Raw genomic sequence first — 12,648 nt, 5'->3', positions numbered from 1 at the left:
TTGTGAATATCCGCCTGGCTGTAGATGGCAGGCTGCATCATTGATTAGGACAAGATGTAAATCTACAAATAAGAAGGAGGGGTATGTTGAGGGATATTATTTTATTTGGTGTTAGTGTCGGAGTATTATGTTTATATTTTGCATTTCTGCTTTATGAATGGTTTTTAAATAAAAAGAAAATGCGGGCTGAAACTGATAAAACATATAATTTTATACTACCGGCGGCAAAAAGGATTTTAAGTATTTTGCAGAATAGACTTTATATGGAGTTAAAGGAAGAAACCTTAAAAAGATACAGAAAATTGTATGTTGGAAAAAGTGATGATGATATAAAACGGGATTATTACATAAAACATATATCGGTATTTTTATATATGCTTGGAATATGTCAGGTATTGTTTTTTGTGACGTTGTTATCATGTCAGAATGACCGGGAACTGGTTTGCGGTTATTATATTGAGAAAAATGACATTGGTGGCGAACAAAAAGAGATAAAGGTAGAGACAAAAATAGGTGGGTTAGAAAAAGAATTAGATATAACATTACCAGAGAGAAAATATAGTGACGAGGAAATTAAGATACAGTCAGAAAAGGTAAAAAAATATATTTATGCACATTATCTTGGAAAAAATAAATCCTCTGATAAAGTCTGTAAAAATCTGTATCTTATGAAAAAAGTTAAAGGAAGTATGTTTGTGGTGTCGTGGTTTTCTGATGATGAGAAAATTATATCGGAACAGGGAAAAGTATATGGCAGCAGGATAAGTAAGCCGCAGCAGGTCGGACTTACGGCTGTTATAAAATATGAGGCATTCAAGGAAAAATTAAGGTTTAATGTTATTGTAACTCCAGTAAAAAAAGGAAACGAGCAAAGTATATGGGACGAGTTGGATAAACTTCTTTCAGATGCTATGGAAAAAACAAAAAGTCTGAGATATTTTAAACTTCCTGAAAAAGTCGCAGGGAAAAAAATCAAATATGGCATAAATAGATATGAGCCTTTGTGGAAACTTACGGCAATTATGGCAGTTATGTTTATTATTGTTCCATATTTACTTGAAAGCATGACAAAAAGTAAAGTGTCAGACAGGGAAAAGCAGTTAAAACTTGCATATCCTGAGATGATAGAAAAGTTTGTATTGCTGGTAAATGCAGGATTACCGGTAAAAAATGCGTGGATTCGTATAACGGAAACAGAGGGTGAGAAATCAAAAGCTAATAATTATACTGATAAAAATTATTTGAGTAAGAATTATCGGGATAATTATTATCTTATAGAAGAAATGCTTCTGACAAGAAGGCAGATGGAAAATGGACTTAGTGAAGAAAAGGCATATGAGCTGTTTGGGAGGAGGATAGGACTTTTAAGCTATATGAAGTTTTGCACATTACTTGTGCAAAATATGAAAAAAGGAACCGCAGACCTGATAAGGATTTTGGAGTATGAATCCGCAGATGTATTTAACGAGAGAAAGGAGAATGTCAAAATACTTGGAGAGGAAGCAGGAACAAAGCTTCTTCTTCCCATGATGATAATGATGGTGATAATATTTGCAATAATAATGTACGCTGCTTTTGCAGGTATGTAATGTACTCTCAAAATCTTCTGGACGAAGAATTTAGAGATGAAGTTTTGATATACAATGACATTTTCAAAGTGCGTACACGGTATGTACGACGAGAAAATTGAAACAATAAATCGGAAATCTAGTGTAGTGTATCATTGATTTTCAGCTAAATAACGCAGGGTAAATTTTCATTCCTCCGCCTTGCAGAATGAAAATTTATGCAAGTTATTTGGCGAAATGTCATTGATACAGTACACTGGCCGAAATGCTCGTTTTGAGGAGATACCGAGAGTACATTGTAGAGAAAGAGAGGGAAAAATTATGATAAGAAAGAACGATTTAAGAGATTTGATTTATGAGGAAGATGGAATAGGTGTCGTTGAGATTATTCTTATTCTTGTAGTGCTTATAATGCTGGTGGTTATATTTAGAAAACAGATAACAGGTATTGTAAGCAGTGCATTTTCAAATATAAATGAGGATTCGGAAACGATAAATGAAGATATTGAACTTGATGAATAAGAAAAAATTAACAGCACAGGGAAGCATAACCGTTTTTATGACCTTTATTTTTATGATTATATTAAGTCTCATACTTGATATATTTGAAAATACAAGAATCATATCTTCAACAGGCTATATGAAAAATGCATCGCTTAGTGCAGAAAAGACCTTGTTTGGTGATTACAATCTGGAACTTTATAAGGAGTATGGCTTGTTTGGATATGGTGGTTATAATGGGATTGATTACGATGATATGTGTCAGGAATTTAGGGAAATTGTTAAAAAAAATCTTTGCGTAAAGCCGGAAAATGCGTTATTGACATATACGGACATATATAAAATAAAAAATATAACTGTAAAGACTGAAAAAAGTCAGGGATTTAAAGATGGTGATAATTGGGACAGGCAGATAAAGGCGTGTCTTGTGAGCGATACTGTCGATGAAATTGCAGACAAGATAAAAAATAAACATTCTGAGGATGGTACATATGATGAAAAGGAAGTTTATAAAAAACTTGATGATGCAGACAGTTATGAAACGGGAAAATATAAGGAAAAATATGCTGATAAGAATGAAAAGGGGAGTGAGGAAAAGCAAGGAAAAACAGAGATTGAAAATTCGGATAAAGATGGAAATAAATCTGAGAAAAACGATAAAACAGAAGCCAAAAAGGATAAAGCTGATGAAAAAAGAAATGACATGGAAGATGCGGATATTGGAAACCCATTAGAAATGTTTAAGGAACTAGTACAGAATGGTTATCTTTCGCTGGTGTGTGATATTTCTGAAGTTTCAAATGAGAACATAGAAAAAGCACTTGTAGAAGATGGTTATGTCAGTGAAGAAAAAAAAGTTAAAGAAAATGTCTTATCGGAAAGCAGTAAAAAGAATAAAGCTGGAAAAAATGTTTTATTGGAAGGCAGTGAAACAAATAAAGTCAGAAAAAATGTTTTATTGAAAGGCGGTGGAGAGAATAAAGCTAGAAAAAATGTTTTATCGGAAGATAGAGAGAAGAAAATTTCAAAATCAAAAAAACATGAGAAAACAGAGGATTATGAGAGTGCCGGTTCATTTTTAAAAAATATATTCTCAAACACTGATATGCAGGATACTGACTTTAAGGCTATAGGAAGCTGTGGAACAAATAAATTGTCAGAGATGATTTATGCGGAAAAGAAACTTACATCTTATGCAAAGAGTTCTGCAAGTGCAGTTGATTATGGTATGGAATATCTGATATGCGGAAAAGAAAACGAAAGGGATAATCTGACTGGAGTTATAAATAGGATAATTTCTATGCGTATGCTTATAAATTTTGCAATCATTTCAAAAGATGAAGTGATAAAAGCAAAAGCACTTGCCACAGCGACTGCAATAGCAGGAATAACAGGAATAGAGCCGGTCATAAAAGGGGTTCAGTATGCAATAATTGCAATCTTAGCGTTTGAGGAGTCATGTATAGATACAGCAGCACTTCTTGACGGTAAAAAAATTCCACTGTTAAAAAATACAACTGATATAAAAATAAAATATGAAGAAATATGTACCGTATCAGGCAGTTTTTTTAGAGAGAAAGCACGGCAGTATCAAGAAAGTGATGGAAAGATAACAGCAAATTTTATAGATTACAGGGAATATCTTTTTGCATTTCTTGCGGTGGTTCCGGAAGAAAAAATAAAAAGCAGACTATTTGATATTATCCAACATGATTTGAGAACAAGATATAATGAGAGTTTTCGCATCCATGATTGTATAGTAGCAGCGGATTACAATATTACATATAGTATGAAATTTGCATTTCCGTTTTTATGGAATATGTATGGAAAGGATTTGAAGTATAAAAAATTTAGAAGGCAGGTGAGCGTTAGTTACAGATATGGATAAAAATATAAAAGCATCAATTACGGTTGAAGCATCATTTTGTGTTCCTATATTTTTTCTGGTGTTGTTTTCATTGTTGTATGAATTTAATATTCTATTTGGAATAAATGAAAATTATGCAAAATTGTATGATGCGGCAGACAGATATGCGATATACAGTCATGATACCAATGAAAATAATTCGGACAAATCTGAATATTCATATGAAAAAATCAGAATGCTTACAGATAATATAGCTTCGTTTTTAAATGGTAAAAATATAATAAGCTGGACAGATAAAGGCGGATATAAGGTCTGTTATATGAAATACAAAAAGAAAGTTCCATTTGGAATGGCAGGGTTTGGACAGAACTTTTACCACCAGATGGTTGTGAGTGAGTATGCTGGAAAAAGTATGCTGACTGATGAAACGGCAGGGGATGAAGATGTTTATATAACGGAGACAGGCAAAGTCTATCATACACATTCTGACTGCACATATTTAAAACCGAGTGTAAAGAGAGTTTTTGCAGATAAAATTGACGGAATGAGAAATCTTTCAGGAGGGAAATACAAAAGATGTGAGCATTGTTTAAAATACTCTAAAACTGTAGGGATTTATATTTACATAACAGATTATGGAGACCGGTATCATATGTCAGGACATTGTTCAGGAATAAAAAGAAATATAAAAAAGGTAAAAAAATCAAAAGTAGGAGGAATGTTAGAGTGCAATAAATGTATGGAAAGGGGATAGATATATGGCAGTAACGATATTACTTGGATTATGTCTTGCTATATGTATGATAACGGATATTATAAAAAGAACGGTTGATATAAGAGTGCTGATATTATTTTTTTGTATGCTTATGATTTGTGGATTTATTGAAAAAAACATCAGTATTCATAATATTACAACAGGTTTGTTTGCGGCTGCTTTATTTGCGGCATTATCTTTTGTTTCAAAAGGAGCAATCGGCATGGGAGATGCCTTACTGTATTCATGTATTGTGTGTTTTGTGGGCATGGAAAAAGCTTTTTACATTATTTTTATGTCGGTGATGTTTGCGTTTTTTGCTGCATTATATCTTGTGATAGTTAAAAGAAAAGAAAAAAAATATGAAATACCGCTGGTACCGTTTATTTTTATGGCATATGTAAGCAGCTTTATGGTTTGACAGGGGGAGGGTTATTGGAAAAGATTGATTATAATAATAAAAATATGAGAAGTTATAAAAAATGTAAAGATGCAAATCAGAAAGAAGATACATCTGTTGAATATGAGGAGGTAGGCAAAAAAAGAAAAATGGTTAAAAAATATGATATATCAGGTAATTACACGGTTGAAGCTGCTTTTATTGTTCCAATGATACTGGGTATTGTCTTTGCAATCATGTATATGCTCTTTTTTCTGCATGATAAAGTGGTTTTGCAGGAAAATCTAAGGACAGTAGTGTTGAGTGCTGCACAGAATGAAAATGTATCTGGCAGGAATGTAGTTACTGACAATTTAGCAGAAAAGATTGAGAAAGGTGCTGAGAGTTCGTTAGGAAAAAAAGGAAATACCGTAACAGGCTATAAAGAACAGGTATCAAAAAATTTAATAGTCCTAAAAGTCAAAAATGCGGATTGCAATGTTGGTATTAAGTATGTGACAGCTAAGGCAAATGCTGTTGCGAATATGAATATTCCCGTTATAGCTTACTTTATGAAAAAGAAAAACAAAATCTGCTTAAAAACAAGATGCTTGAAATTGAAACCGGAAAGTATGCTTTGGAGAAAAAATACTAAGCAGTAAAAAGCTGCAAATGGCTTTTGGAGGTGAAAATAGAAATTATGGTTAAATATGAAAAAAAAGATGGTGCATTTGGTTCATATATTGTGTATGAGATTGATGATGTGGACAGTGAAACAGCAGAAAATGAAACGATAGAACTGAAAATGCTTAAAAATAACAAGATACCGGGAGTGCTTACATATGACATTAGATATATGGATGATAAATTTTGTCTGTATTATGATATAAAAGATATGATTTCCATGAAAGATGCGATAAATATAAAAAGTGTTGGGTATAATGAGCTGTGTCGTATATATACTGCGGTTATACAGATTGCAAAAAGTTGTAAAAAATATCTTATATCATTTGATTCAATTATGTTTAAAATGGAGCTTATATATACTAAAAGAAAGTTTAGGGAGTTTGCTTTCTGTATTTTTCCGGACCATGATATATCATATAGAAAACAGTTGAAAGATATGACGGAAGAACTTATGAGGGCAGTAGAGCATGAGGACAGGGAGGGGGCGGAATTTATTTATGAATTATATGAAATTGTTTCAACAGATAGTTTTTTTATTGGTGACATTGAGGAGTTTGTAGATGAAAAAAAGAAAATTCATGATTTAAAGAATAGTGAGATATGTGAAGACAAAATATCTGTGGAAGATAAAGGCAGAAGAATACAGTCGGAGCAGACGAAAAAGGAACTTTCCGGTGAGTGCCGGAGAGAAAGAAATAACTGTAATGATAAAATTTATCAATCTGATATAATCGGTGTGGAGGAAAAAGTCTGTAAAGTTAATAAAACAGGTTTGTACAGAAAAGATTATAGCGATGGCAAAGTCCGTAAGGCAGGAAAAAGCCCTAAATATAGTAAGATTTTTAAAAATAGAAAGTCTTATCAAGACGGTGAAATCTGCATGACGGGCAAAGATTATCAAGTTGGCGAAGTCTGTCGGGATAGAAGTAAAAAATTTACGCTGGTGAGAGGAAATATAAAAGATGTGCTGGTGAGGGAGTTCGTTCCAAGAGCCATAGATATAAAGAAGTCTGTTTCATTTGGCTGTGGAATGGAGGAGTGTGTGCATATAGGCAGAAGTGTAAAAAATGAGGTTGTATTTCCACATAATTATATCAGCAGGATACACGCAGTACTTGAGGCAGATGAAAATTTTTTGTATGTTACCGATAAAGGTTCTTTAAACGGGACTTTTATAAATGGCAAAAAAATTGCCGCAAATGTAAAAACAAAGTGTAGTGTCAGGGATGAGATTACATTTGCGGATATATGTTTTATTGTTGTTTGAGTACACCAGGGTTCTGGAGCTAAAAGACATTTTGAAATCAACTGATGCCGTGTATTGTTCCATTGCTGTCTGATTTTGTCACTTGCATAATACTACTTAAAAACAATAGATTTGTTGATATATTCTGTTTTAACTACAATATACGGATAACTCTTGGCTTTAGAAGTTGATTTTTGCTTAGGACCATATAATTCCGTGTCAAATACGATATAGTTATCTGAAAGATAAAGTTCATTGACGGTAATGCTGAAATCAGGTGAAAGCTGTTTGCCGTAGCCTTTTACTATATAGAGTTCTCCCTCACATGAAAAACTGAGTTCAAAGGCATTTTCTTTGCGTTCCCTTATCATTTTTCTGAGTTCCTGTGGGATTTCGCTACCGGTTACGACAGTGTAATCTATATCCCTAGTTTTTGGATAATCATCCTGTTTGCTGCATCCGCTAAACAAAAGAGTTGGTGATAATGCGGCTGATAGGAGAAAAATATAAACTTGAATTCGGTGAAATGAGTTTTTTTTTCGATTGAACATAGGGCTGCCTCACTTTATTATATTAGTAAAATATTATGAATAAAAAATGCTTTTTATGTATATTTTTAAGGAAATAAGGTACAAAGAACCGAAAAAATTATCAAAAAATCAGCGTCAGAAAGATAGTATATGTTGTAATTGCTTTCATTGATTTTTAGAGGACTGTGGTTTATAATAGTAAATATCAGACATCGTTGGCTGTGGAAGTAAAAGCAGGAGGATAGTAAATAGTATGAAAGAATTGAACAAGGTAGAGTTTAAAAAGGAAGTCGAGGATTATTTAAAAGTTTTATTTAGAAAATCTATCAATGAAGCTGATGATCAGCAGAAGTTTCAGGCTGTAGCATATGCAGTTAAGGATTTTATCGTAGATCAGTGGATGGCTACACACAGAACTTATGAGGAACAGGATGTTAAGACAGTTTATTATTTGTCAATGGAGTTCCTTACAGGTAGAGCTTTAGGAAATATTATCATTAACTTAAAAGGAAATCAGGCAATAAAAGATGCTATCGAAGAACTTGGTATGGATCTTGATGTGATCGAGGATCAGGAGCCGGATGCTGCACTTGGAAATGGTGGTCTTGGAAGACTTGCGGCTTGTTTCCTTGACTCGTTGTCAACACTTGGATATCCGGCATATGGATGTGGTATCCGTTATAAGTATGGAATGTTTAAGCAGGTTATTGAAAATGGTTATCAGCTTGAAAAGCCGGATGACTGGCTCAAATATGGAAATCCATTTGAAATTAAAAGACCTGAGTATGCAGTCGAGGTTAAGTTTGGCGGTTATGTTGCTATCCGCAAGGATGAGTGCGGCAGGGATAAGTTTGTTCAGGAGAATTATCAGTCAGTAAGAGCCGTTCCTTATGATCTTCCAATCGTTGGCTACAATAATAATGTTGTAAATACATTGAGAATTTGGGATGCAGAGCCTATTGATACATTCAATCTTGACTCATTTGATAAGGGGGATTATCAGAAAGCAGTTGAGCAGGAAAATCTTGCAAGAACTATCTGCGAGGTACTTTATCCAAATGATAACCATATGGCAGGTAAAGAGCTTAGATTAAAGCAGCAGTATTTCTTTGTATCTGCAAGTATTCAGCGTGCAGTTATGAAATATATGGAAAAGCATGATGATATTCGTAAAATTCATGAAAAAGTCGTATTCCAGTTAAATGATACACATCCTACAGTTACTGTTGCAGAGCTTATGCGTATCCTTATGGATGAGTATAATCTTTCATGGGATGAAGCATGGGATGTTACCACAAAGTCATGTGCATACACAAACCATACAATCATGTCAGAAGCACTTGAAAAATGGCCTTTAGAGCTGTTCTCAAGACTTCTTCCAAGAATTTATCAGATTATTGAAGAAATAAACAGAAGATTTGTACTTCAGATTCAGGCTGCATATCCTGATGATAACAGCAAGGTTGAGAAAATGGCTATCATTTATGACGGTCAGGTTAAGATGGCACATCTTGCAATAGCAGCAGGTTTTTCTGTTAATGGTGTTGCTAAACTACATACTGAGATTCTTAAACATCAGGAACTTAAAGATTTCTATGAGATGATGCCTGAGAAGTTCAACAATAAGACAAATGGTATCACGCAGAGAAGATTTTTACTTCATGGAAATCCGTTGCTTGCACAGTGGATTACAGATAAGATTGGTGATGACTGGATTACAAATCTTAAACATATCAATGAACTTTCTGTTTATGCTGATGATGAACTCAGCCAGAAAGAGTTTATGAATATCAAGTATAAGAATAAAGTAAGACTCGCAAAATATATCAAAGAGCATAATGGAATCGAAGTAGATCCTCGTTCTATCTTTGATGTGCAGGTAAAGCGTTTACATGAGTATAAGCGTCAGCTTTTAAATATTCTTCATGTAATGTACCTTTACAATAAATTAAAACAGAATCCGGGAATGGACTTCTATCCTAGAACATTTATATTCGGTGCAAAGGCATCGGCAGGATATATGAGAGCAAAATCAATTATTAAGCTGATCAACAGCGTTGGTGATGTTATCAATAATGATGCTTCAATCAATGGAAAGATTAAGGTTGTATTTATTGAGAACTACAGAGTATCAAATGCCGAGATTATCTTTGCGGCAGCAGATGTTTCAGAGCAGATTTCAACAGCAAGTAAAGAAGCATCAGGAACAGGAAACATGAAGTTTATGTTAAACGGTGCACTCACACTTGGTACGATGGATGGTGCAAATGTTGAGATAGTTGACGAAGTTGGCGAGGAAAATGCATTTATCTTCGGTCTTTCATCAGATGAGGTAATCGCATATGAGCACAACGGACAGTACAATCCAAGAGATATATACAATTCGGATGCAGACATCCGTGCCGTTCTTACACAGCTTGTAGACGGGACATACTCACAGGGCAATTTTGAAGAGTTTAGAGATATTTACAATTCACTTCTTGACGGACAGGGCGGCAGACCTGATATGTACTTTATCCTTAAAGATTTCAGATCATATGCAGAAGCTCAGGAAAGAGTTGAAGCAGCTTACAAGGATGAGAAGAAGTGGGCTCGTTCAGCTATGTTAAATACAGCAAAGAGCGGTAAATTCTCATCAGATAGAACTATTGAGGAGTATGCAAAAGAAATCTGGCATCTTGACAAAGTTAAAGTTGAGGTTACGGACGCTGACTAATTGTGAGTCTATATGAGTGCCGGCTGGTTCATTATAATGTGTAATAGCAAATTATTATAGAATGAGCAAGCCCTGATATTACCGATTATATTTTTATAGCTGAACTGTTACACTCTAAATTGCATATATTAAGGGTTTTAGTAAAGACTTCAAAATGTGCAAAAGAGAATGTTACAAATCATCCCCCGTTTTACTGCGATAGCAGTAACGGGGGATTTTTTTAAATGCATAGGAAAAAGCACATAATGTAGAGTGATGTCATTTTTAAATGTATATGAAAAAGCATATAATGTAGAGTGATGCTGTTTTTAAATGTATAGAAAAATGCAAATAACATAGTGTGATGCCGTTTTTTAAATTTTAACATTAGCTGCCGGCTAAACAAAATAACCGGATTTTACAGGACTACAGTGTAATTAATTTTATGTTTTTTGACCGAATAGCTTCATTGTGGTAAAATTATCCATGTTGCATACAATAAATGCATGAAAGTGCACAAAATGCATGAAAGTGCATATTGCAGATTAGTAGGGAAAGGAAAATTTTATGAAAACAAAACAAATTATCAGCATCGTGATTACCGGAGTTGTGATAATAGCGGTTGGAATCACAGGTGTTGCATCAAATGTGATAGGTTCAAAACTTATTAAGCAAAACAAAACAGAAACAAGCAGTATAGTGAAAGATATGTTTTCGTCAGTTTCGGGAGATTCAAATATAGAGCTTCCGAATAAAGATTTTGTCGGTGTCATAAATATTGAGGGGGAAATCGGAGCTTCTTCATCTAACAGTCTTACATCAGACAGCACATACAATCATGACTTTTATTTAAAATATATTGAAAAGATGGAAAAGTCAGATAAAAATAAGGGAATACTTCTTTATGTTGACAGTCCGGGAGGAGCTGTTTATGAGAGTGATGAGATGTATCTTAAACTTATGGAATATAAAGAAAAGACAAAAAGACCGATATGGGCATATTTTGCATCACAGGCTTGCTCAGGCGGATATTATATCTCAATGGCGGCAGATAAGATTTATGCAAACAGGAATTGCTGGACGGGTTCTATCGGCGTTATAGTTTCACTTACAAATTGCAAGAAACTTTATGACAAACTTGGTATAAAAGAGATTGATATAACAAGCGGAAAAAATAAAGCTATGGGTTCACAGGGGCTTGAGCTTACAAAAGAACAGAGAGGTATCTTACAGTCACTTGTAGATGAAGCTTATGATCAATTTGTTGGTATTGTTGCAGATGGCAGAAAGATGGATAAGTCGGCAGTAAAGAAAATAGCAGATGGTCGTATCTATTCAGCAAAGCAGGCAAAGGAAATAAATCTCGTGGATGAGGTTGGCTCTCTCAAAGACGAAAAGAAAGCATTTGCAAAAGAAGCAGGATTTTCGGAGGACATAACTTATTATACACCTGAAAAGGATTCATTATCAGGAATGTTTAGCAGTATATTTGGTGCAGTAAAAGACATTGTTCCTAAGTCAGATATTGATCTTGCAGAGGACATTGTTCAAAACAATGGAAATGGGGTGCTTAAATATTATGCAAAATAGACCGGATAATCGTATATATGCAGGCTTTTTTGTTCGTCTTGCAGCATATATAGTTGATACTGTAATTGTCTGGGCGGCTATGCTTATCGTCAGGATTCCAGTATGGGTCACAACGATTTCAAGCCCCGATAACTTTTTGGTAAAAGATTTTATCTTTCAATATTCTATCAAAGATATATTGTTTTACATTATGCAGGCAGCATATTTTATCCTGCTAACATATTTCACGGGTTCAACACTTGGAAAGAAGCTCTTTCAGATAAGGGTGGTGAGTGCCGAGGATAGAAAAATGACATTTTTTGAAGTGACATTCAGAGAGACAGTAGGAAGATTTTTGTCTGCACTTATACTCTCGATAGGATATATCATGATTGCTATTGACAAGAAAAAAAGAGGACTTCACGATATTTTAAGTGATACAAATGTTGTATATTATCATGAGAAAAAGGTTTACACTCATGCGGATATACATTACAGAAACATGGTTGATGCAAATGTGCAGGCTGTGGCACAGCCACAGAATCCAAATTCACACGGAGAGGTAAATGCACAGTCACAAAGTCCAAATCCATATGGAGAGGTAAATGTGCAGCCACAGAACCAAAATCCATATGGAGAAGTAAATGGACAGCCACAGAACCAAAATCCATATGAAAAAGTAAATACGCAGCCACAAAATCAGGATAATAAATCTGTATATTCAAATGATACGGAAGATTTTGACAATACGGATAATGCTGAAGTATCATCGGTAAAAACGGTTCATCCACAGAATATGCCGGGTGGATATTTTGAGGACGCTGACGATAAAGATGGAAAATAAAATCAGGT

At 34.3% G+C, this 12,648-nt stretch carries 11 protein-coding genes; 10 read left to right on the top strand and 1 reads right to left on the bottom strand.

Translation table 11 applies throughout. The features are described 5' to 3' along the window. Positions 1-86: 86 nt before the first annotated feature. From DWZ63_RS04180 to DWZ63_RS04150, 7 genes are all read left to right on the top strand, one after another. On the top strand, positions 87-1,589 hold the full coding sequence (locus DWZ63_RS04180; RefSeq protein WP_055945273.1) for an immunoglobulin-like domain-containing protein: 1,503 nt from the start codon (positions 87-89) through the stop codon (positions 1,587-1,589). A gap of 300 nt (positions 1,590-1,889) precedes the next feature. Next, on the top strand, positions 1,890-2,090 hold the full coding sequence (locus DWZ63_RS04175) for a Flp1 family type IVb pilin (protein WP_022014535.1): 201 nt from the start codon (positions 1,890-1,892) through the stop codon (positions 2,088-2,090). Beyond that, entirely contained in the window at positions 2,065-3,957 is a 1,893-nt protein-coding gene (locus tag DWZ63_RS04170) for a DUF5702 domain-containing protein (RefSeq protein WP_147353201.1), read from the top strand. Before DWZ63_RS04175 ends, DWZ63_RS04170 begins: the two co-directional genes overlap by 26 nt. Continuing rightward, on the top strand, positions 3,950-4,690 hold the full coding sequence (locus DWZ63_RS04165; protein ID WP_055945270.1) for a hypothetical protein: 741 nt from the start codon (positions 3,950-3,952) through the stop codon (positions 4,688-4,690). Before DWZ63_RS04170 ends, DWZ63_RS04165 begins: the two co-directional genes overlap by 8 nt. 4 nt (positions 4,691-4,694) lie before the next feature. Next, positions 4,695-5,111: a prepilin peptidase gene (locus DWZ63_RS04160; protein WP_055945268.1), complete on the top strand. Its 417-nt coding sequence runs from the start codon at positions 4,695-4,697 to the stop codon at positions 5,109-5,111. A gap of 14 nt (positions 5,112-5,125) precedes the next feature. Beyond that, positions 5,126-5,731, top strand: a complete 606-nt coding sequence (locus DWZ63_RS04155; protein ID WP_055945266.1) for a hypothetical protein — start codon at positions 5,126-5,128, stop codon at positions 5,729-5,731. Between the two features lie 38 nt (positions 5,732-5,769). Then, positions 5,770-7,023, top strand: coding sequence for a DUF6382 domain-containing protein (locus DWZ63_RS04150; protein ID WP_055945265.1), 1,254 nt, complete (start codon positions 5,770-5,772; stop codon positions 7,021-7,023). Positions 7,024-7,115: 92 nt separating this feature from the next. Here the strand turns inward: DWZ63_RS04150 and DWZ63_RS04145 are convergent, their stop codons facing one another. Further along, positions 7,116-7,553, bottom strand: a complete 438-nt coding sequence (locus DWZ63_RS04145; RefSeq protein WP_055945263.1) for a protease complex subunit PrcB family protein — start codon at positions 7,551-7,553, stop codon at positions 7,116-7,118. A gap of 232 nt (positions 7,554-7,785) precedes the next feature. Here DWZ63_RS04145 and DWZ63_RS04140 point away from each other — a divergent pair, with 232 nt between their 5' ends. The 3 genes from DWZ63_RS04140 (at position 7,786) to DWZ63_RS04130 (ending at position 12,640) form a co-directional block, all read left to right on the top strand. Next, on the top strand, positions 7,786-10,248 hold the full coding sequence (locus DWZ63_RS04140) for a glycogen/starch/alpha-glucan phosphorylase (protein ID WP_118498805.1): 2,463 nt from the start codon (positions 7,786-7,788) through the stop codon (positions 10,246-10,248). Positions 10,249-10,794: 546 nt separating this feature from the next. Beyond that, positions 10,795-11,817 carry a signal peptide peptidase SppA gene (gene sppA, locus DWZ63_RS04135; protein WP_118498803.1) on the top strand — a complete coding sequence of 341 codons (1,023 nt, stop codon included), beginning with the start codon at positions 10,795-10,797 and terminating at the stop codon, positions 11,815-11,817. Further along, positions 11,807-12,640 (top strand): RDD family protein, encoded by an 834-nt coding sequence (locus DWZ63_RS04130; RefSeq protein ID WP_243020478.1) that lies wholly within the window; start codon positions 11,807-11,809, stop codon positions 12,638-12,640. The genes sppA and DWZ63_RS04130 overlap by 11 nt, the downstream gene beginning before the upstream one ends. Positions 12,641-12,648: the final 8 nt, after the last annotated feature.

It is taken from the genome of Clostridium sp. AF34-13 (genome assembly GCF_003477845.1).
Lineage (GTDB): Bacteria > Bacillota > Clostridia > Lachnospirales > Lachnospiraceae > Butyribacter > Butyribacter intestini.
The sequence above is the reverse complement of the archived record's forward strand: the minus strand, read 5'-3'. Positions and strand labels throughout refer to the sequence as shown.

Bases quoted from the DNA above. Each gene is read 5' to 3' on its own strand.
- DWZ63_RS04130 (WP_243020478.1), top strand. From the start codon at position 11,807: ATGCAAAATAGACCGGATAATCGTATATATGCAGGCTTTTTTGTTCGT.
- DWZ63_RS04165 (WP_055945270.1), top strand. From the start codon at position 3,950: ATGGATAAAAATATAAAAGCATCAATTACGGTTGAAGCATCATTTTGT.
- sppA (WP_118498803.1), top strand. From the start codon at position 10,795: ATGAAAACAAAACAAATTATCAGCATCGTGATTACCGGAGTTGTGATA.
- DWZ63_RS04160 (WP_055945268.1), top strand. From the start codon at position 4,695: ATGGCAGTAACGATATTACTTGGATTATGTCTTGCTATATGTATGATA.
- DWZ63_RS04145 (WP_055945263.1), bottom strand. From the start codon at position 7,553: ATGTTCAATCGAAAAAAAAACTCATTTCACCGAATTCAAGTTTATATT.
- DWZ63_RS04175 (WP_022014535.1), top strand. From the start codon at position 1,890: ATGATAAGAAAGAACGATTTAAGAGATTTGATTTATGAGGAAGATGGA.
- DWZ63_RS04140 (WP_118498805.1), top strand. From the start codon at position 7,786: ATGAAAGAATTGAACAAGGTAGAGTTTAAAAAGGAAGTCGAGGATTAT.
- DWZ63_RS04170 (WP_147353201.1), top strand. From the start codon at position 2,065: ATGAAGATATTGAACTTGATGAATAAGAAAAAATTAACAGCACAGGGA.
- DWZ63_RS04150 (WP_055945265.1), top strand. From the start codon at position 5,770: ATGGTTAAATATGAAAAAAAAGATGGTGCATTTGGTTCATATATTGTG.